Raw genomic sequence first — 20,458 nt, 5'->3', positions numbered from 1 at the left:
GCAGAAGGATACGGGCCGTGTTAGACTATAAGACCGAATTTCGCGACGCGCACGAGTTATCGAAAGATACTGATACGTGCGCGTTGCTTGCTTTGGAGGCCTGTCAGTTAGGCGCGGAAGTTCTGCTCGATTATTGGAAGAAGCTGAACCGAAGCGATATACGTGAAAAGTCTGCAGGAGATCTGGTCACGAGCGCCGACCTTGAGTCTGAGCGCATCATATCGGAGTTCTTGTCGAATAGAATGCCGGAAGCCGGAATCGTCTGTGAAGAGGGCACCGAGCGAAGAGGGAAGGGGCTTGTCTGGTATCTTGATCCGCTCGATGGAACGACGAATTTCGTTCAGAAGTTTCCGATATTTGCTGTGAGTTTGGGACTGGCAGAGCTTCAAGAATCGGCGCCAGCCGAACTTCTATGCGGAGTTGTACTGAATCCCGTTTCCGGAGAGGTCTTTTGGGCTGCGCGCGGCAAGGGAAGCTATCTTGGCAATAGGAAACTGCGAGTTGCCGACAAAGAACGCCTGAGTGATGCGATGATTGCCACCGGATTCCCCCGGCGTTATCATGAAGAGCTTCCCCGACTTCTTCGCGAGTTCGCGTTGATTTTTCCAAAGTGTCGAGCCTTGAGACGTGCGGGATCTGCGGCGCTGGACCTTTGTTGGACTGCGCAAGGGATTTTCGATGGCTTTTGGGAGCACCGTTTGAGTCCCTGGGATATCGCAGCAGGAGCACTGATTGTCAAAGAAGCAGGTGGCGAGTGTTGCGACTTTCGAGGGGGTCCCGGGTTCCTTCAGAGCGGAAACATCGTGGGCGCGTCGCCTTATATCAAGAGGGAGATTCTGCGCTGTCTGGCCGAGGCGAACGATTGGCCCCCGCCCGTCGAATAGGCGCAAATTCAGTAAGTGAAGAGGAGTCATCTAGGTGACTCCTCTTCTTGTCTGAGACGACCGTTATCGAATTGGCCAATTCACTGTTTGCGAGAAACTTTCTCCCAGTTTGAGAGTAATAGTCTGGTTGACCGTGGAGGAGTCAATCTGATAGACTCCAGCCGACAACTCACCTTCCAAGAGAAGCTTGCGTTCCGGAGCAGTGCGCTCGATGAATAGTCTTCCGCCCTTGCGCACGTACACAAGCATCGTGCTTCCGGGCAACAGCAGAACCGGCGCCTCTTCAAACTGCCCACCGAGGCTTGCACCGAGCGGTACGGCCGCGGATATGACGACTGGGAAAATTGACTCGTTTAGCTGCCCCTGAGCGGCGAGTTTGTAGTAATACGTAACACCCGGTATGGCGGAAGTGTCCTGATAAAGGTAATCAGCCTTTCCGTTCTCCGCATGAAACGGGATCTCGGCCAGCACAGAGAAACTGCCATACTCCTCGTAGCCGCGATATATGCGAAACTTCACAATGGCGGGTGATTGCTGGTCGAGTGTCCAGTTCAAGCGAATTCTGCCATCTTCGGCGGCATTTGCACTGAATAGGGCAAGCAGAGTGGCCAACTCGGGCATGTCACTCGCCCGTGCAGAAGTGCCGAGAATCAACAGCGAACCCAACAACACATGAACAAAGTGCATGCAGCCTCCTATGCCGTGAATTTCAAGGACATGTCAGTCCCGATTGTCGATTGCGAACTCCAATGCTTCCCTGCGCCCTCTTGACTCCGACACGTTCCACAAGAGCCACGCTCCTGCCAAAAAGAAGAGTAATAGCGATAGCATTCCCAGACGTAGGCTTCCCGTTGCCCAAACTGCTAAGCCGAATATCGCTGGGCCGACCGCGCTGGCGAACTTCCCGGAGATAGCAAAGAAGCTGAAGAACTCTGCAGATTGCTGCGGTGGAATCAACACGGCTTGCAGGGATCGCGATGCAGCTTGCGTGCCCCCCATCACAAGTCCGGCGAGAATGCCGAGAAACCAATACTCCGTGTGCGCATCGCCAAGCCACCCCAGTTGCCAGCCCCAAAGCGAGATGACACACCAGACTCCCACACCAAGAAGTACTGCGCGGCGATTGTCAAACCGTTCGGCTATCACACCGAAAATGAGCGATCCAATGAACGCCACCCCCTGCACCATCAAGAAAAAGAGAACCAAGTCACCCGTGGACATCCGCAATTCCTGATCGCCGAAGATCGAAGCCATGATGATGACGGTCTCCACTCCGTCATTGTAGAGCAAATATGCGATGAAGAAGCGGGTGAATGTCGGCAGGCGTTTCAAGCTCATCAGACTGCTCTTCAGAGAGCGAATAGCGGCACCGATACGAGGCCTGATTGCTAACGCTTGAGTTCTATAGCTCAGTGCCAAAGGAATGGTGAAGAGTCCCCACCATACAGCAGCGCTCAAGAAACAGTCCTGAACTGTGAAAGTCCCCGGCTCAGCACCGAGCAAGTGGGGATACTGAAGCATGACGAGATTCAGCGCAAGCAGAAGCCCACCACCAAGGTATCCCCAAGCCCAACCGATAGCGGAGACTCTGGCGTAGTCATGGGGGTCGGCGATATCTAACAACATTGCATTGTAAAAGATATTGCCGCCGGCAAAACCAAACTGTGCAATAACAAACCAGACTCCCCCTATCAGCCAACCGCCTTCTCCGATCGTCGCTAACATCGCCGTCGCCGTTGCTCCAATTCCAACATGTAACAACAACATGCGCCGTTTCAGTTGACCTAGGTCAGACAACGCCGAAAGTATCGGCACCAGCAGCGCGATCAAGATCATGCTTGCGGAAACAAAGAAGCTGAACACGGTTGTTCCCGGTACGCGTGTGCCGAACAACTCGATGCCATCCGCTCCGCCGGCAATGACGCCTGCGTAATACTTGTTGAAAATTACGGCGAGAATCGTCGTGGCAAATGCCGAGTTTCCGAAATCGTAGGTTGCCCAAGCCCAAACCTGTCCGGGATTCTCGCGGCGGAACTTGAAGAGGGCAAACACGCTTTAACGAATCAGTCGAATGGTGCGACTCTGAGAGACATTTGGTGCGGACAATCGCACGAAGTAAGTACCGCTGGTGACTTGTGCACCGACCGCATTTGCCCCGTCCCACGTGGTGCGTTGCAGTCCGGCTCCGACGGCGCCGTGGAATAATACACTTACCTGCCTGCCAAGTACGTCATATATCTCAATGCTCAGCGGTTCGCCGTGAAGCGGGGCAGTCCACTCGATTTGCACGCTGCTGTTAAACGGATTGGGGTAGGCAGAAAGCAACTGATAGCCTGAGGGAATCTGAGGACTTTGTTTGCCGGAACCGAGCCTCAACGAGTTAATAGCTGCATCGAGAAACTGCGCGCGGGTTGTCGAACCTGCCTGACCGGATGCAGCCTCGAGTCCAAATGACAAGAATATGAATTTCCCTGCGCCGTGATTCCCGAAGATCCCGCAAATCTCCTCGTCAAGTGTATCGTTGATGAAAATGGCGGTGGCACCGTCTAATGGAAGCAATGAAGAAGGGCTGGTTTGGTTTCCGGCGCCTTGCGACCCGAGCAAGAGTAGAAACTGACCTTCCACTGGAGGGTAGCCGCCGATTCCGTAGGCGCGCAAACGATTCGTGTCATCCCGATTTTGCTGGCAGAGCAGCACATCCTCGAGAAATTCGGTGTTAGTCGGATCATCGCTTATGTTTTGTCCGGTGAGCAGCAAGCCGCCACCGCTTTGCATGAAGTCGGACAATAAGTCGTGATCTGCATTGGTGAGCGTTGTCGTCGCATCATTGCCTGTCATCCAGACGAGCACTTCAACATTCGACAGGTCAAGTGCGGAATCGTCCAGTCTCTCTACGGTTCGTGTCCGCATTTGGAGTTCGTTAAGCGAAGACTGCAGGTATGTCTCGTAGCTCGCTCCAAGATCGTCGTCCACCAGAACGACCTCGCTCGGCGTAAGCCAGATGTCGAACGGATCCGTGTTGCCGGGCAGAGTCACGAAGTTGCGCTCTTCCAGCATGTAGCGGGGAGGCGCCGTCACGACCATGCGGTTATTTCCTTCAAGCAGCGGACGCGCGCCATTGGAGTAAGGCATGCCCGCCTGTACAGTTACCGAAGTCCAGACTGAATCGGGATATTCCGCGGCATAAAAGTCGATGTGACACGGCGTACCGCTTGGATCGAATACTCCTCCGATCGTCCCGAAGACACTCGTGCGGCGGCGCAAATCGAATGTCGCGAGGTGTATGTGCTCCAGCGTGTCCGGCAGCGTCCCGTTGTTCCAGTACCGCAGGTGAAGTGTAACTGCAAGTTGACCAGTCAATTCGTCGACACGAGGCAGTATCCAAGGAACGGGAAGCTCTTCAGTTCTGATCTCACCCGGCAGCAGCATCAGTCCCGCCACGTGCGAAACGAATGCCCCGTTGTCATTTGCAGTGAGCCGAGCATGCACCGTGTCAGTGCCAAGATTTGAAAGTCTAACGTAGAGGGTCGTTGTATCCGACTCGAGTAAGGGGAGGGTTGTGTCTGGCCCCACGACTCCGCTCGCTTGAGCAAGTGTTATAGGTCCTGAGGAAATGATCCGTTCGAGTCCCATCCAGCCCATATATGCGCTCACCCATGAGTGGTCGTTGCCATTGCTGATGCAGCAGGTTCCAGGGGGAATGCCGCCGTCATCGTCCACGTCAAACGCGAGGAGCGAGTCTGCATAGAAGACCCCTCGATTCCAGTAAAGTGAATCGCCTGTGATCTCCCAGCAACGGAACGTGGCATTGGAATACCACGTATTATAGGCGTTGTACCAATTGGAGGGAGTTTCCCATGTCTCGAGCTGCGTGCCGTATTGGTTAATCCACATGGTCCCGCTGTCCGGATAGGCTATCCACAGCGAATTACAGACTCCCCAAAGCGCCGTGCCGCCGCAGAGTGCCCACTCTGTGGCGTTGTTCAACCGCGAGGGCTGAGCCTCAAACCAGCCGCGTATCAGTCTTGCGCGCGCGAGCGCATGATCGCGCCAGTCATTTCGCCCACGGTAGATTGCATGCGGATACAATCCACCAATGCCCAGACCCTGTGCGGCATAATTCAGCGTGCCGTTCAACCACAGGGGATTGGCGACTACCCACAGCGCGCAGCTGTCCGCGTACCAATTCCACGTCGTATCGTTGTATGCCTCTCGGTATTTGTAGGCCGCTTCAAACCCCCACCCGCAATTGTGCATCGCGTAGTAGCCGCCGCCTTCTTCGCGCCAAGCCGGCCATACCGTACAGTAGGTCCACGCATTGCGAATGTTCTGTGCGTAACGAGCAGTGTCGCCGGTCCAAATGGCATACTGTGACCATACGCGAATCGCTTCTTGGGTATTGTCCGTTTGAATGATACTGTAGTCACTGCCAATCTCGCCCTCCCGCATCCCTCCGAGGTTTGCTCCGGGAGTAGTGACTTGCAGACCCACGAGGAAGTCGCATAGCTGACGATACTTCACAAAATAGGCAATCTCGTCGAGTGATCTGGATGTTCCGCGAACTCCAGTTTCGTTGCCACGTGGTTCAAACTCCGACAGATTTACCGTACGAGCCGAATCAAGCTGCTCGTCAGACCAGAAAGGTGTGGCAAACGCCGCCGAACAGCTCCAAAACAGCAAGAAGGCGAGTGTGATACTTGTCCCCTGTTTTTTCAATTGTTTGCCCTCCTGTCGAATCGTGAATGTTGCGCCAAGCATCGTCGAGCTGTCTGCGGCATTCTACATGAATCTCTTGAAGAATTTCAAGATACCTTGATTCCAGGCAATCCGGTGAGTAATTCCTGAACCCTGTGGAATCGTGTGCTTGTTGTCAAGATACCATTGGTAACTGCGAATCAGTGCTTGTGCGTTCGAATAGCGCGGCTTCCACCCAAGTTTACTCTTTGCCTTCTCGATCGAAACAAAGCTATCCTGATCGGCCGTTCCATACACCCATTTGTACAGCGGAGAGAGACCCAGTGCTTCAAAGAGTCGGAGCGCGAGCTTGACCGGACCTGCAGGGGTGCCCCACGGACGCGCGCCGTTGCCCGCAAAGTCGCACATCGCACCCATGTCTTCGCGGACGGTCTTGAACTCTTCCGCTCCCACGTTAAACGTGTCATTCGCGCGGTCGGCGTCGATTGTCGCCCCGAGATAGATCGCTTCGGCGAGGTCGTCTACTTCGAGCAATTGATAACGATTAGCGCCGTTGCCGATCATCGGAATACGTTTGCCGCTCTCGACCCAATCATACAAGATTTGAAAGACGCCAAGCCGGTGAGTTCCAATGAACGTCTTTGGCCGGATGATGCAGACACACAAGTCGGGCGAGCGGAATTCCTCGCAAACCTTCTCTGCTTGAATCTTGCTCTCGCCGTAAGGTCCAACGCCGTGCAAACGGTCGGTTTCAAACAACGGATGGTGATCAGGAATTCCGTAGACCGCCGTGGACGAGACAAATACCACTCTGTCAATTCCGGCCTGTTTTGCCGATTCCAAGACCCTTCGCGTACCGTCCACGTTGATCTCATAGATGTCCTTGGGCTTCCAGAGAGGCAGAGCCGCCGCGCCATGCACGATGGCGTCAATCTTATGCTCAGCAAGGATCTTGTCCAATCCTGCCTTGTCCCGGACATCATGCTGGATGAACACGGTGCCTTCCGGATACTCATGGGTCTCGAAAGGCGCGATGTCGGTCAGTACCAGCTGCCAACCATGCTCGGCAAAGCAAAGGGCCGTGTGCAGGCCGAGGAAGCCTGCACCGCCTGTTATTAAAACCTTCACGTAAGTTGCTCCAAATTGACCAAATGTGCTCCGCCGGGTTCCGGCAGAGGTCGCTTAGTTCAAATTTTCTAAGATATAAAACATCTGCACGAGTTTCAAGGCACGTGCACATTTTGCGGATTCGGCCTGCATGGTTGACAAGCGATTCTAAGCAGGTTATATTACAGGTCTTATGACCCACAACCCTGACTACTTCGAGGACAAGCCCCGCGATAAGTGCGGAGTTATGGCCCTTTACGGCCATCCACGCGCAGCCGAGCTGACCTATTTAGGCCTTTATGCCCTGCAACACCGAGGACAGGAATCTGCCGGAATTGTCTCCTCCGACGGCCAGCAGCTCTATTCCGCCAGAGGGATGGGACTCTTGGCGGACGTCTTCCGCGACCAGAGCCAGTTCAAGCAGTTGGAGGGGACATGGGCGATCGGCCATGTGCGTTACTCCACAACCGGCTCTTCCTCGCTCGCGAACGTGCAGCCGCTCTTAGTCAATACAAAAGACGGACCCTTGGCGGTCGGGCACAATGGTAATATTACGAATGAAAAGGTGTTGCGGAAGAGACTCGAAGGTGACGGTGCAATCTTTCAAACGACCTCAGACTCCGAGTTGTTCGTCCACCTGATTGCCCGTTCGCGGGGAGAAACCATCGTTGAACGCCTGGCAGAAGCTGCCCGGCAGTTGGAAGGCGCGTTCTCCGTCGTCCTGACAACTCGGGATGGACTAATCGTCGCTCGCGACCCGCACGGATTCCGTCCGCTGGCGATGGGGCGCAAAGGAGACGCTTATGTTTTCGCATCGGAAACCTGCGCCTTCGACCTGATTGGCGCGACTTACGAGCGGGACGTAGAGGCCGGAGAAATCATCTCGGTCACGGCGCGCGGTTGTGAGTCGCATCGCTTCGCGGAATCCAATCTGAATATGTGCGTCTTCGAGCTAATCTACTTCGCACGACCGGACAGCCACATCTACGGCACGTCCGTGGACAAGGTGCGCCGCAAGCTCGGTAAGATTCTCGCTGAAGAACATCCTGCCGACGCCGACATCGTCATTTCGATTCCCGATTCGTCCAATACGTCGGCGCTTGGTTACTCGCACCGCAGCGGCATTCGATATGAAATCGGTTTGATTCGCAATCACTATATCGGACGAACATTCATTAATCCTTCGCAGTTCATGCGCTCGTATAACTCGCGCATCAAGTATAACGCTGTGCGCGGCGTGCTGGAGGGGCGGAGGGTGGTTGTCGTGGATGACTCCATCGTGCGGGGGACGACCTTGAAGAAGATCGTGGCGGCCATCTGGGGTGCAGGTGCCCGCGAAGTGCACGTTCGCATCGCCTCTCCTCCTGTGCGATGGCCCTGCTTTTACGGCATGGACTATCCAACGAGACGGGAACTGATTGCCGCGTTTGCGACACCCGAGGAAATCGAAGGCTATCTCGGCGTTAACTCGCTGCGCTATCTGTCCCTTGAAGGTGTGTTGGAAGCCACACGCGATACGCCCTCCCATTACTGCACGGCCTGTTTCTCCGGCCAATATCCTGTGAAACTCAGCGATCCTGCGCAGATCGCAGAACTGGCTGAACCGGACAAAGAGTGGGCACGCGCAGAACTTGAGCGAGTTTTGCGGACGATGGAGTAATTCGTGGCTGAATCTCAATCAGCAACTCAGGGAACAAAGAACTCGCGGTTTGTCTTTGAACCGAAACCGCGGCCAAGAAAGTTCTTGACAGTCCCGAATCTCATGAGCATCGCCAGAATCTTTCTGCTGATTCCGCTGTTCCATTTTCTGCAAAAGGGGCCGCGTGACAACGGAAACTTCTGGGCGCTGGTGATCATGGCAACGGCGCTGATCAGCGACATGCTGGACGGGTTGATTGCGCGCTGGTTTCACGTGGAGACCGATTGGGGGAGAGTGCTCGATCCCCTCGCCGATAAGCTTTGGATTGGCTCTCTGGCGGTGTTTCTCGCACTGCCGTCTCGCGCGAATCCCCTGCCGGTCGGATTCTTAGCTCTAATCCTGAGTCGCGATCTATTCATTATTGTCGGATCGTATTACGTTTATCGGCGTCGCGGGTTGGTTGTGACACCCAATTACGTCGGAAAGATCACGATGTTTGTGGTCGCCTTGACGCTGATCAGTTTTACCGTCGATTGGGTTCCGCCTCTTTTCGACGGGTTCTCCCCGATGACACTCGTTTGGATCTCTTCAGGATTTATCCTGCTTTCCGGAATTCAATATCTCGTGCGTTTAATCTATTACATTCGAACGTCACCCCAATTCTGACGGCAAAAGACTTTACATGCCATTGAAACTCTATAACACGCTCAGCCGAAAGGTTGAGCCTTTTGTTCCCCGTGAGGCCGGCAAAGCAACAATGTATACTTGCGGCCCGACCGTGTATGCCCGCGCGCATATCGGAAACTTCCGCACATTTCTCGTCTCGGACTTGCTCCGTAGGTATCTCGCTTACTTGGGTTACGATGTGACGTGGGTTATGAATCTCACGGACATTGACGACAAGACAATTAAGGGAGCCAATGAGGAAGGTATCTCCCTTCGTGAGTACACGGATCGCTATATCAAGTCGTTCCATGAAGACCGTAGAACCCTGGGAATTCTCGATGCCAACCTCTATCCGCGAGCTACGGATCATATCGAGGAGATGGTGAGGATGGTTGAAGATTTGCAGGCCGCCCGGCATGCCTATGCCGTAGATGGATCTGTCTATTTCAGAGTCGACTCTTTCCCGTCCTACGGACAGCTTGCACGATTGAATATGGAAGACCTGCGCGTCGGCGAGCGTGTCGCCAGCGACGAGTATGAGAAGGAAGACGTTCGTGACTTTGCCCTTTGGAAAGCCTGGGATCCCGAAGACGGCGACGTCGCTTGGGAAACGTCTTTAGGCAAGGGGCGGCCGGGCTGGCATCTCGAATGCTCTGCCATGTCGCTCAAGTATCTCGGTAAGAGTTTTGATATCCATCTTGGCGGTGTGGACTTGATCTTCCCGCATCACCAGAACGAGATTGCGCAAACCGAGGGCGTGACGCATGAACCGCTCGCACGTTATTGGGTGCACTCTGAGCATCTGCTGGTGGACGGGCAGAAGATGTCAAAGTCTCTGGGGAACTACTACACAGTCACGGACCTGATTGAAAAAGGTTGGAAACCGAGTGAAATCCGCTTCGGGTTGTTATCCGGCCACTATAGGCAACGCACGAATTTTCAGGCGAGTGGATTGGAGAGTATTAAGCAAGCTCTTGCTCGCTTTGAAGCCTGCACGACGAATCTTGAGTTCGCGGAAGGCAAGGGAGGGATGGGGGAGCTTCGCGACATTATCGCGCAACGCGAACAGGAGTTTCGTGATGCTATGGATGATGATCTCAACTATCCCGAGGCGCTTGCCGCCGTTTTCAACTTCGTGCGCGAAGCAAACACACTCTGCCAGATTCACAAAATCGGGAAGGAAGAGTGTGAATTGGCTGTTCAGTCAATGCGCCGCTTCGATTCCGTGCTGGGCTTCCTGTCTCTCGACCAGAGCACTGCCGATCCTGATGCTGCCGAAATCGAGGAGCTGATTAAGGCCCGAAATTCGGCTCGGCTTGCCAAGAACTGGGCCGAAGCCGATCGCGTCCGGGATGAACTTAATGAGCGCGGCATTGTCATTGAGGATAGAGCAGGGAAGACCGTCTGGAGGAGGAAGTAAGAGAGGCGTTTGGTCTCAGAATCCCCATAAAACCCCAAAAAAACCGCCATTTCAGGCCAAAATCCCGAAAGTTGCTCTTGACAGCCAATTGACAAGTTCTTAACTTTGGGTCTTGGGTTTTTGGCGGTACCTTAACTGCTGGCGTAGCTCAACTGGTAGAGCAGTTGATTTGTAATCAACCGGTTGCGGGTTCAAGTCCTGTCGCCAGCTCCACCTGTGTTTTGAGTATCCCGGCTTCTCCCTGGTGGCATGCCCGAGTGGCTAAAGGGGGCAGACTGTAAATCTGCTGGCGTACGCCTACGGTGGTTCGAATCCATCTGCCACCACTCGGTATCCCCACTTTCGAAACCGTAAACTTTTGTTCTTAGTGGCCTTATGAATGGTCGCCCGTCTGGGGTGCACCCTTTTGAGGCTACTTGCCTATTTCTGTTTGTTCGTTTATGCGGGCGTAGCTCAGTTGGTAGAGCATCAGCCTTCCAAGCTGAGGGTCGCGGGTTCGAGTCTCGTCGCCCGCTCAAAGTCTGTGGTTGCGACGGTTGACCGCGCTGCTCGTGTAGCTCAGATGGTAGAGCGCGTCCTTGGTAAGGACGAGGTCAGCGGTTCAATCCCGCTCACGAGCTCCAAGGCCTGCCCCTGTGAGGGTGGTCTGTTCGAATCTACTGAATCCAATCAATTATATTGTGCTGAACCCCTAAGGAGGTTGTCCGGCAATGGCAAAGGCCAAATTTGAACGTACAAAACCGCATGTTAACATCGGTACCATTGGTCACGTCGATCACGGCAAGACCACTCTGACCGCGGCCATCACTCAGGTGCTCGCACAACGCGGTCTGGCGAAAGCCCAAAATTACGACGATATCGACAACGCGCCCGAAGAAAAAGAGCGCGGTGTGACGATTAACGTCCACCATACGGAGTATGAAACTGAAAAGCGCCACTACGCGCACGTGGACTGCCCGGGACACGCCGACTACATCAAGAACATGGTGACCGGTGCCGCTCAGATGGACGGTGCAATTCTCGTGGTGTCCGCAGCCGACGGCCCGATGCCGCAGACGCGTGAGCACGTGCTGCTCGCCCGTCAGGTGAACGTGCCCGCGCTGGTCGTGTTCCTGAACAAGTGCGACCAAGTGGACGATCCCGAACTGCTCGACCTCGTTGAACTCGAAGTGCGCGAATTGCTGAGCTCTTACGAGTTCCCGGGCGATACGCTGCCTGTGATTCGAGGCTCCGCATTGGACGCGTTGTCCAACATCAATGATGCCGAGAAGACCAAGTGCATCTTCGAGCTTATGGAGGCCGTCGATGCCTTCATTCCGGAACCGACGCGTGACCTCGATAAGCCGTTCCTGATGCCGATCGAAGACGTGTTCTCGATCACCGGTCGCGGTACTGTCGGCACCGGCCGTATCGAGCGCGGCAAGATTAAGGTCGGCGAGGAAATCGAAATCGTCGGAATGGGACAGCACAAGAAGACCGTCGTTACGGGCGTCGAAATGTTCCGCAAACTGCTCGATGAAGGTTTCGCAGGTGACAATGCCGGTCTGTTGCTGCGTGGTGTTGAAAAAGACGAACTCGAGCGCGGCATGGTGCTCTGCAAGATCGGTTCGATCAAGCCGCACAAGAAGTTTGAAGCTCAGGTGTATGTGCTGTCCAAGGAAGAAGGCGGCCGTCATACCCCGTTCTTCAATAACTATCGCCCGCAGTTCTTCTTCCGTACGACGGACGTGACCGGTGCAATTCAGCTCGGCGCAGGCACTGAGATGATCATGCCCGGTGATAACACGACGATCACCGTAGAACTGATTACCGACATCGCCATGGACGAAGGTCTGCGCTTCGCTATCCGCGAAGGCGGTCGTACGGTCGGCGCCGGTCGTGTAACGAAAATTATCGAGTAATCGATTCGCTTTGATTAGGGGCCGGGGTCGTCTGACCCCGGCCTTCTGTTCCACTTTTCAGGCTGCCGCTGATGCATTGACGCGGCAAAGCACACGGCAGTAGCTCAACGGTAGAGTCCCGGTCTCCAAAACCGGTTGTTGGGGGTTCGAATCCCTCCTGCCGTGCCATAGACCCGAGGATTGACCTCTAAAGAACCGATCAAATGTTTAAGAAAATTACGGACTACTTTGTAGGCGTCCGCAACGAAATGTCAAAGGTGTCGTGGCCCCCGCGACCCGAGGTCATCGAAAGTACGTGGATCGTGCTTGGGCTGACTCTGGTGCTTGGCGTTGCGGTGTTTATCGTGGATCGATTGCTGAGTTTAGGGCTGCAACAGCTGCTGTAAACTAACCCGTGAATTTCGAAACCATCGCCTGCCCTGTTTGTTCGAGTCCGGACTACCGGCCCGAGCGAATCGTCAGCGATAGGTTCCGCGTCCTCGGTGACCGCACATATCATTTGGTGCGGTGTCAGATGTGCAAAGTGGTCTATCTGAATCCGCGCCCAGATGCGGAATCTATCGGAACGTTCTATGAAACGCCGGGTTATGATCCGTTCGGTTCGGCAGGGGAATCGCCGAAGGGTGATTTGGCAAGGCTCTATCGCCGCTTCCGACCTTTTTCGATCAAGCGCAAAGCTGCGCGAGTCGTCAAGGGGCTGAAGCCTGCGGACCGATGTCTGGATGTCGGGTGTGCAACCGGTGAGTTCATGCTCGAGCTCAAGCGGCGGGGATTTGAAGCAGACGGATGTGAGCCAAACGCGAGCGCTGCTCAATATGCGCGAGACAGGCACAGTCTGCGGATCTGGACGGGCGGAATTGACGCTGTCCCTCCTCATGCGGGACCTTACAAACTGATTACGTTCTGGCATGTGCTGGAACATGTGCACAAGCTCCGCGAGACGCTCGAAATCGCCCGCAAGATGCTCTCTCCGCGCGGTAAAATCGCGGTGGCCGTGCCCAATCCCCTGTCCATTGACGCAAAAGCGTACGGCGATGATTGGGTGGCTTGGGATGCGCCACGGCACCTCTATCATTTCGAACCCCCGGTCATGCTTGACCTGCTGATTCGTGCGGGTTTCGATCCTCGCAGTCTTGGTGCTGTCGCGTTTGATGCGTTCTATCATTGCCTGCTCTCTGAACCGCGCAAGCCTCTTCCAATGCTGCGCGGAATGTATCGAGGCGTGCTGAGTTACACCAGCGGATTATTAGGCGGACCGGGTTCGTCTGAGCTTTATGTTGGAATCAACCGTTCATCATAGGTTATCCTAAGTTTGATGCATCATCCGACCGACGCACCGATCCGTGAAGGAGAACTTGGGTGGTATGTCATCCACGTTTTCACCGGACAGGAAGAAAAGATAAAGTCCTTCTTGGAAGAAGAGTCCAAGCGGTTGGGAATCGCTGATCAGATTACTCAAGTCCTAATTCCGAAGGAAGAAGTCATCGAGATGCGCGAAGGCAAGAAGAAAGCCAAGACGCGCACCTTCTATCCAGGCTATATGCTCGTTGAGATGATTCTGAACAAGAACACCGAGCATCTCGTTCTCAACACTCCGCAGGTCATCAATTTCGTCGGACCGAAGAACCGGCCGGTGCCGCTGCGGCGTAACGAAATCGAGCGCATCTTGGGACTGCAGGACAAGGCCGGTGAAGTCGAGCTGATTGAGTTGCCGTTTCGGGTCGGCGATACAATTAAAGTCATTGACGGACCGTTCAAAGACTTCACAGGCATCGTGCGCGAAATCAACATGCCCAAGCGCAAAGCCAAAGTCATGGTTTCGATCTTCGGTCGCTCGACACCCATTGAATTGGACTTCCTGCAGATTTCGACGGAATTGGGGACCAGCTAAAGCACCCTGCGTGGTTCCTTAAAGCAGCCTCTTTCGACAAACATAAGTATTCGAGATAAATTATGGCAAAGCAAATTACCGGATTCATTCGCCTGCAAATTCCCGCTGGAGCGGCGACGCCTGCTCCTCCGATTGGTCCTGCGCTCGGTCAGAAGCAGGTCAATATCATGGACTTCTGCAAGCAGTTCAATGCCCGCACCGAGAAAGACAAGGGAATGATCATTCCTGTCGTTATTACGGTGTATAAGGACAAGAGTTTTAGTTTTATCACCAAGACTCCGCCGGCAGCCATCCTGATTAAGAAGGCCATCAAGCTGGAAAAGGGATCCGGCGAGCCGAACCGCAACAAGGTCGGCACGATTTCGCAGGCGGCCATTCGCGAAATCGCGGAAATTAAAATGAAGGATTTGAATGCCAACACCGTGGAGATGGCCATGCGAATGGTCGAAGGCACATGCCGCTCCATGGGTGTCAACGTTACAAATTAATTCCTCTACAAGAACCGGTGGGAGTGCAGTACCGCACGTTTTGACCACCAAGGAGTGAAATTGCGATATTCAAAGCGCGTCAAGCGCAACAGAGAAACCGTGGATCGTCGTGTGGAGCTGCCTCTCTCCAGCGCGATTGCGGCTCTCAAAACCGCAGCCAAAGTGAAGTTCGACGAAACTGTCGAAGTCGCCGTTCGGCTCGGTGTCGATCCCAAGAAGGCGGATCAAGTGGTTCGTGGTACGGTGACGCTGCCGCACGGCACTGGAAAGACTGTTCGTGTGGTGGCTGTGACAAAGACGAAAATCAGCGAAGCCCAGGAAGCCGGAGCGGATTACGCGGGATTCGAAGACATCCTTGAACGAATCAAGGGTGGTTGGACGGATTTCGACGTGCTGGTTGCAACACCGGAAGTGATGGCTGATCTGGGTAAACTCGGTAAGATCCTCGGGCCCCGAGGGTTGATGCCGAATCCAAAAGCCGGAACGGTTACGCCTAATCTCGGAAATGCCGTGCGCGACGTAAAGGGCGGCAAGGTCGAGTTTCGCGTGGACAAGTACGGCATTTTGCATCTGGGCGTGGGCCGTTTGAGTTTCTCACCACAGGCGCTGCAGGAGAACATTGAAGAGTTCTTCCGCAACATCATGCGTGCGAAGCCGGCGACGGCTAAAGGGCAGTATGTAAAAAGCGTGTTCTTGACTTCTACCATGGGACCGGGAATCCGGATCGCCCGTGCGGAAGTTGAAGGCGCCCGGTTGCACTAAGCATTGATGGAGTGAAATATGGCATTAGCTGACTTGCAGAATCGCGTTATTCGGCCCGAAAAGGTCGCCATCGTCACGGACTTCAGTGACAGGGTGGGTCGTGCGTCAGGTATTTATCTGACGGACAATCTGGGTTTGAGTGTCGCGGAAATGACTGAGTTGCGCCGCGAGTGCTTCCAGAACAAAGTTGACTTCATGATCGTCAAGAATACCTTCGCGCGCATCGTGTTGAAGGAAAAAGGCTACGAAGACATCCTGAATCTCTTGGACGGACCGACCGCCATCGCCATCGGCTATGACGATCCCGCTTCCCCGGCGCGCATTTTGGACAAGTTCGCCTCCACCCACGAGCGGCTGAAACTAAAGGGTATTATCTTCGACGGCAAGATTATGCCGGCCTCGCAGATTACCGCTATCAAGGATCTGCCGACCCGCGAGCAGGCGCTTTCCGGGTTGATCGCAGCGATCTATGGCCCGGTGCAGGGATTCTACAATGTGATCAACGCCGTGCTTCGCGATTTTGTGTCGGTTATCGACCAAATCGCGGAAAAGAAGCAGGGCTGATTTCTCATCGAATTTGAAAACAAACCATAACGGAGACTAACCGTGCAGCAGATTATTGAAGCCATCGAGAAAATGACCGTGCTTGAGCTTGTTGAGCTCAAGAAGGCACTGGAAGACAAGTTCGGCGTCACTGCCGCCGCGCCGATGATGATGGGCGCGATGCCGATGATGGGCGCCGCCCCGGCAGCCGCAGTAGAAGAAAAGACCGAGTTCGACGTCATTCTTATGGAAGCTGGCGCCAACAAGATTCAGGTCATTAAGGTTGTCCGTGAGTTGACCGGCTTGGGTCTGAAGGAAGCGAAGGACCTTGTCGACGGCGCGCCGAAGCCTGTCAAGGAAGGCATGCCGAAGGATGAAGCTGAGAAGATCAAGGCCAAGCTCGTGGAACAAGGCGCAAAGGTCGAGATTAAGTAAGGCGATTGCCGATTGCACGCCGCGCATCGCCCCGAGTACTTATCTCGGGTTGCCGAGTCCCTTCCGCGCTGTGTTAGATGCGCCGAAGTCAGACTTGGCAATTTGCGTTTATTATGTGCAGGCAAATTCTGATGTAAATTCCCCGCTATCGGGGTTTTCGAACGAATCATTGCGGTCATTCTAAGGGAGCTTTTCGTGCGCGAAACGCAGAAAACCATCCAGCGCATCAACTTCTCAAAAATCGCGGAAGTCCATGAAATGCCGGACCTGTTGGAGGTTCAGCTTAAGTCATTTCGCGATTTCTTGCAGGCTGATGTGCCGCCCAACCGCCGCCGGTCTGTAGGGCTTGAGGCGGTGTTCCGCAACATCTTCCCGATCATTGACAATCGGGAAACTCACATTCTCGAGTACGTCGACTATCAGGTGGAGCGGCCCAAGTACGAAGAAGATGAATGTCGTGAACGCGGTGTCACTTTTCAAGCCGCGCTGAAAGCTAAACTTCGCCTGTCGTCACGCGATGAAACCAGCGACGTCGGAAGCTTCGATCAAACGATTGAAAGCGAAGTCTACTTGGGCAATTTGCCCTTGATGACGACATCAGGCACGTTTATCATCAATGGTGCTGAGCGCGTCATCGTTTCGCAGCTGCATCGCAGTCCCGGTGTTTTCTTCGGTGAAGATACTCACCCGAACGGGAAGAAGATCTATTCGGCGCGTATTATTCCGTTTCGCGGGTCGTGGATCGAGATTTCCACGGACATCAACGACGTCCTCAATGTCTATGTCGATCGCCGGAAGAAGTTTCCTGCCACGACCCTGCTACGGGCGATGGGCTATCAGAACAATCGCGACATCCTCGATTTGTTCGGCTTCGTGGAAACGGTGCCGACCAACCGCAAGGAATTGAACAAGGAAGTCGGTCGCCGGCTGGTCTCTGACGCCGTGAACTCATCAACCGGTGAAGTTGTGGCAACGGCTGGTGCAGAACTCACGGACGAATTGATCGGTAAACTCTACGAAGCTGGAGTGCAGTCGATCGACCTTTCCAAGGCCAAGAAGAAAGATGTTTCCTATGACATTCTGATCAACACGGTCAACAAGGACAAGTCGACGTCGCCGGACCACGCGCTCGAAGTGATCTATCGCGAGCTGCGCAGCGGTGATGCGCCTGACATCGATACGGCACGCAAGTTCCTCGATCGACTGCTTTTCGATGAAAAGCGCTATGACTTGGGTGCTGTTGGGCGTTACCGACTGAACAGCAAACTCGAGCTGAACGTTCCCGCGGAAATCACAGTGCTGACACCAGATGACATCGTTGCTATCATGAAGCACGTGCTCAAGCTTCGCACGGGCCGTGCGGCCTCTGATGACATCGATCATCTCGGCAATCGCCGGGTGCGCACAGTAGGTGAGCAGCTGGCCAACCAATTCAGTGTGGCCCTGTCGCGTATGGCGAGGACTATCAAGGAGCGGATGAATCTCCGCGACTCGAATGCGCTGACGCCGCAGGATTTGATCAATGTACGGACGATTTCCTCGGTCATCAACAGCTTCTTTGGAACCAATCAGCTCTCGCAGTTCCTCGACATGGTGAACCCGTTGACCGAGCTGACGCACAAGCGCCGTCTGTCGGCACTGGGTCCCGGTGGGTTGACGCGCGAACGCGCAGGCTTCGAAGTGCGAGACGTGCACTACACCCACTATGGCAGACTCTGTCCGATTGAGACGCCGGAAGGGCCGAACATCGGTCTGATATCCTCGCTTTGCACCTACGCGCGCATCAACGATATGGGATTTGTTGAAACTCCCTATCGTATCGTAAAGGGCGGCAAAGTCACCAAGACGATCAAGTATCTGTCTGCGGATGAAGAAGACCGTGTCACGATAGCTCAAGCGAACACGCCGATCAATCAGAAAGGCGAATTCTTGACTGACCGCGCGAAGTGCCGAAATCGCGCAGACTTCCCGGTCGCTCAGCCCGACCATATCGAGTATATGGACGTTGCTCCTGCGCAGATCGTTTCCGTCGCCGCGGCCTTGATTCCGTTTCTTGAGCATGACGACGCGAATCGTGCACTCATGGGATCAAACATGCAGCGTCAGGCGGTACCGCTCCTGCGCCCGGAAGCCCCTTATGTGGGGACGGGGATGGAACGCAAGGCCGCAATTGACTCGCGCACGATGATTGTCGCGCCTTCCGACGGTGTTGTTGAATACGTGGATAGCGACAAGATTATCTTTCGACCTCAACCGATTGTGGACGAAAGCGGCGAGGAAGGCCCTCAGCCGGAATCCATCACGTTCAAACTTAAGAAATTCGTCCGAACCAATCAGGACACCTGTTTGAATCAGAAACCCTCCGTTACAGAGGGTGATGAAGTGAAGGCCGGCCATGTGTTGGCGGATGGTTGTGCAACTGATCGCGGCGAGCTTGCCTTGGGACGCAATGCTTTGGTGGCCTTCATGCCCTGGCATGGGTACAACTTTGAAGACTCCATTATCGTCTCCGAGCGAATCGTGTTTGACGACATCTACACGTCGATCAACATCGAAGAACTGGAACTCCAAGTTCGCGAAACGAAGCGCGGTGAGGAAGAGCTGACCCGCGAAATTCCAAACGTGTCGGAAGACGCGGTCAAGAATCTCGATGAAATGGGCATCATCCGCATCGGAGCCATTGTGCGTCCGGGCGACATTCTGGTCGGAAAGGTTACGCCCAAGGGCGAAACCGACTTGACTCCCGAAGACAAGCTCCTGAAGGCTATCTTTGGTGACAAGGCGGGCGATGTTAAGGACGCGAGCTTGAAGGCGCACACCGGAATGAATGGCATCGTGATTAACACGAAGCTTTTCAGCAGGAAGAAGAAGGACGCGAAAACCCGCAAGGAAGACAAGAAGCTGATCGAGGATCTCGAGGCGAAGTACGAGCGCGAGCGTCAGCGTTTGCGCCGCCAGCTTTCTGAAGAACTCTACGCGATCCTGCGCGGGCACAAGGCACGGGAAATCAGAAACCGTGATGAAACCGAAGTGATGGTCTCTGAAGGATCGGCGTTCAGCGAGTCGCTCCTGCAGCAGTTGAATTTCGACGCGCTCGAGACCGGCTACCAATGGACGACGAACGAAGGCCTTAACGAGATGATCGCACAGGCGTTCGACAAATTCCGCGAACGGCTTTTCGAGCATGAGACCGAACTGAAGAACGAGAAGTACCGGATCGAAGTCGGTGACGAACTGCCGCCGGGGATTGTTCAGCTGGTCCGTGTCTACGTCGCGCAGCGCAGAAAACTGTCGGTAGGCGACAAGATGGCGGGTCGCCATGGTAACAAGGGCGTGGTCGGGAAAGTTGTTCCGGTTGAAGATATGCCGTTTCTGGCTGACGGAACGCCCGTCGATATCATCTTGAATCCGCTGTCGGTGCCGTCACGTATGAATATCGGACAGCTTTTTGAAACGACGCTCGGCTGGGCGGCACATCGACTCGGCGTGCACTTCGCAACTCCTGTGTTCGACGGTGCTAAAACCGCAGATGTTGAAGAGTGGCTCGATCGCGCAGGACTTCCGCACAGCGGTAAGAGCTATTTGTTTGACGGCCGAACCGGTGAACGCTTCAAGGAAGAGACCGCCGTCGGTTTCATGTATGTCTTGAAACTCTCGCACTTGGTTGACGATAAGATTCACGCAAGGTCGATTGGACCGTATAGTTTGATTACACAGCAGCCGCTGGGTGGTAAGGCGCAGTTCGGTGGTCAGCGTTTCGGAGAAATGGAAGTCTGGGCGCTTGAGGCCTACGGTGCGTCTTACATCCTCCAAGAGATTCTGACGATCAAGTCCGATGACGTAAACGGCCGCGCGCGTACTTACGAAGCTATCGTCAAGGGTGATAATCTGCCTGCACCCGGCATTCCTGAATCCTTCCACGTGCTCGTCAACGAGTTGCGCGGCTTGGGTATTGACGTGGAATTACGCGAGTAGTCTCCCGGACTCTCCCGTATCCCGTTTTATATTAGGTAAGCTTTCGGCCGCA

17 protein-coding genes and 5 tRNA genes are annotated in these 20,458 nt (G+C 54.5%); 18 read left to right on the top strand and 4 right to left on the bottom strand.

Features of this window, described 5'->3' with window-relative positions:
* The first annotated feature begins 17 nt into the window (after window positions 1-17).
* Window positions 18-884 (top strand): inositol monophosphatase, encoded by an 867-nt coding sequence (locus KJZ99_02725; protein ID MCL4304800.1) that lies wholly within the window; start codon window positions 18-20, stop codon window positions 882-884.
* A gap of 63 nt (window positions 885-947) precedes the next feature.
* Here KJZ99_02725 and KJZ99_02720 read toward each other — a convergent pair whose 3' ends face one another.
* From KJZ99_02720 to KJZ99_02705, 4 genes are all read right to left on the bottom strand, one after another.
* Entirely contained in the window at window positions 948-1,571 is a 624-nt protein-coding gene (locus tag KJZ99_02720; protein MCL4304799.1) for a hypothetical protein, read from the bottom strand.
* Between the two features lie 33 nt (window positions 1,572-1,604).
* Window positions 1,605-2,936, bottom strand: a complete 1,332-nt coding sequence (locus KJZ99_02715) for an MFS transporter (protein MCL4304798.1) — start codon at window positions 2,934-2,936, stop codon at window positions 1,605-1,607.
* A gap of 3 nt (window positions 2,937-2,939) precedes the next feature.
* Complete coding sequence (locus KJZ99_02710) at window positions 2,940-5,600, bottom strand: T9SS type A sorting domain-containing protein (GenBank protein ID MCL4304797.1); 2,661 nt, start codon at window positions 5,598-5,600, stop codon at window positions 2,940-2,942.
* 63 nt (window positions 5,601-5,663) lie between these two features.
* Window positions 5,664-6,707, bottom strand: a complete 1,044-nt coding sequence (locus KJZ99_02705) for an NAD(P)-dependent oxidoreductase (protein ID MCL4304796.1) — start codon at window positions 6,705-6,707, stop codon at window positions 5,664-5,666.
* Between the two features lie 172 nt (window positions 6,708-6,879).
* On the opposite strand from KJZ99_02705, the gene KJZ99_02700 reads away from it, so the two are divergent.
* The 17 genes from KJZ99_02700 to rpoB all read left to right on the top strand — a co-directional run bounded on the left by KJZ99_02700 (window position 6,880) and on the right by rpoB (window position 20,406).
* Window positions 6,880-8,346: an amidophosphoribosyltransferase gene (locus KJZ99_02700; protein ID MCL4304795.1), complete on the top strand. Its 1,467-nt coding sequence runs from the start codon at window positions 6,880-6,882 to the stop codon at window positions 8,344-8,346.
* A 3-nt stretch (window positions 8,347-8,349) separates the two neighbouring features.
* Entirely contained in the window at window positions 8,350-8,991 is a 642-nt protein-coding gene (locus KJZ99_02695; protein MCL4304794.1) for a CDP-alcohol phosphatidyltransferase family protein, read from the top strand.
* A gap of 16 nt (window positions 8,992-9,007) precedes the next feature.
* Window positions 9,008-10,411: a cysteine--tRNA ligase gene (gene cysS, locus KJZ99_02690; GenBank protein MCL4304793.1), complete on the top strand. Its 1,404-nt coding sequence runs from the start codon at window positions 9,008-9,010 to the stop codon at window positions 10,409-10,411.
* A gap of 137 nt (window positions 10,412-10,548) precedes the next feature.
* Window positions 10,549-10,624, top strand: a tRNA-Thr gene (locus KJZ99_02685).
* A 30-nt stretch (window positions 10,625-10,654) separates the two neighbouring features.
* A tRNA-Tyr gene (locus tag KJZ99_02680) sits at window positions 10,655-10,737 on the top strand.
* A gap of 116 nt (window positions 10,738-10,853) precedes the next feature.
* Window positions 10,854-10,926, top strand: a tRNA-Gly gene (locus tag KJZ99_02675).
* A gap of 32 nt (window positions 10,927-10,958) precedes the next feature.
* Window positions 10,959-11,034 (top strand) — tRNA-Thr (locus tag KJZ99_02670).
* A gap of 87 nt (window positions 11,035-11,121) precedes the next feature.
* On the top strand, window positions 11,122-12,312 hold the full coding sequence (gene tuf / locus KJZ99_02665) for an elongation factor Tu (GenBank protein MCL4304792.1): 1,191 nt from the start codon (window positions 11,122-11,124) through the stop codon (window positions 12,310-12,312).
* A 93-nt stretch (window positions 12,313-12,405) separates the two neighbouring features.
* A tRNA-Trp gene (locus KJZ99_02660) sits at window positions 12,406-12,480 on the top strand.
* 35 nt (window positions 12,481-12,515) lie between these two features.
* A complete protein-coding gene (gene secE / locus KJZ99_02655; protein MCL4304791.1) occupies window positions 12,516-12,698 on the top strand; it encodes a preprotein translocase subunit SecE in 183 nt (60 codons plus the stop codon).
* 8 nt (window positions 12,699-12,706) lie between these two features.
* Window positions 12,707-13,612, top strand: coding sequence for a methyltransferase domain-containing protein (locus tag KJZ99_02650; protein MCL4304790.1), 906 nt, complete (start codon window positions 12,707-12,709; stop codon window positions 13,610-13,612).
* Window positions 13,613-13,627: 15 nt separating this feature from the next.
* A complete protein-coding gene (gene nusG, locus KJZ99_02645; GenBank protein MCL4304789.1) occupies window positions 13,628-14,203 on the top strand; it encodes a transcription termination/antitermination factor NusG in 576 nt (191 codons plus the stop codon).
* Window positions 14,204-14,265: 62 nt separating this feature from the next.
* Entirely contained in the window at window positions 14,266-14,691 is a 426-nt protein-coding gene (gene rplK, locus KJZ99_02640; GenBank protein ID MCL4304788.1) for a 50S ribosomal protein L11, read from the top strand.
* A 60-nt stretch (window positions 14,692-14,751) separates the two neighbouring features.
* Window positions 14,752-15,453, top strand: a complete 702-nt coding sequence (rplA, locus tag KJZ99_02635) for a 50S ribosomal protein L1 (protein MCL4304787.1) — start codon at window positions 14,752-14,754, stop codon at window positions 15,451-15,453.
* A gap of 18 nt (window positions 15,454-15,471) precedes the next feature.
* A complete protein-coding gene (gene rplJ, locus KJZ99_02630; protein ID MCL4304786.1) occupies window positions 15,472-16,017 on the top strand; it encodes a 50S ribosomal protein L10 in 546 nt (181 codons plus the stop codon).
* A 72-nt stretch (window positions 16,018-16,089) separates the two neighbouring features.
* The gene (rplL, locus tag KJZ99_02625) at window positions 16,090-16,431 is read left to right on the top strand and encodes a 50S ribosomal protein L7/L12 (protein MCL4304785.1); all 342 of its coding nucleotides are present in this window, start codon (window positions 16,090-16,092) and stop codon (window positions 16,429-16,431) included.
* 258 nt (window positions 16,432-16,689) lie between these two features.
* Window positions 16,690-20,406: a DNA-directed RNA polymerase subunit beta gene (rpoB, locus tag KJZ99_02620; protein MCL4304784.1), complete on the top strand. Its 3,717-nt coding sequence runs from the start codon at window positions 16,690-16,692 to the stop codon at window positions 20,404-20,406.
* Window positions 20,407-20,458: the final 52 nt, after the last annotated feature.

It is taken from the genome of bacterium, from assembly GCA_023382385.1.
Lineage (GTDB): Bacteria > Electryoneota > RPQS01 > RPQS01 > RPQS01 > JABWCQ01.
This window is presented reverse-complemented; position numbering and strand designations above follow the sequence as displayed.

Excerpts from the sequence above, each read along its gene's own strand:
- nusG (MCL4304789.1), top strand. The coding sequence starts at position 13,628 with ATGCATCATCCGACCGACGCACCGATCCGTGAAGGAGAACTTGGGTGG.
- rplK (MCL4304788.1), top strand. The coding sequence starts at position 14,266 with ATGGCAAAGCAAATTACCGGATTCATTCGCCTGCAAATTCCCGCTGGA.
- secE (MCL4304791.1), top strand. The coding sequence starts at position 12,516 with ATGTTTAAGAAAATTACGGACTACTTTGTAGGCGTCCGCAACGAAATG.
- KJZ99_02700 (MCL4304795.1), top strand. The coding sequence starts at position 6,880 with ATGACCCACAACCCTGACTACTTCGAGGACAAGCCCCGCGATAAGTGC.
- KJZ99_02720 (MCL4304799.1), bottom strand. The coding sequence starts at position 1,571 with ATGCACTTTGTTCATGTGTTGTTGGGTTCGCTGTTGATTCTCGGCACT.
- rpoB (MCL4304784.1), top strand. The coding sequence starts at position 16,690 with ATGCCGGACCTGTTGGAGGTTCAGCTTAAGTCATTTCGCGATTTCTTG.
- tuf (MCL4304792.1), top strand. The coding sequence starts at position 11,122 with ATGGCAAAGGCCAAATTTGAACGTACAAAACCGCATGTTAACATCGGT.
- rplJ (MCL4304786.1), top strand. The coding sequence starts at position 15,472 with ATGGCATTAGCTGACTTGCAGAATCGCGTTATTCGGCCCGAAAAGGTC.
- cysS (MCL4304793.1), top strand. The coding sequence starts at position 9,008 with ATGCCATTGAAACTCTATAACACGCTCAGCCGAAAGGTTGAGCCTTTT.
- rplL (MCL4304785.1), top strand. The coding sequence starts at position 16,090 with ATGACCGTGCTTGAGCTTGTTGAGCTCAAGAAGGCACTGGAAGACAAG.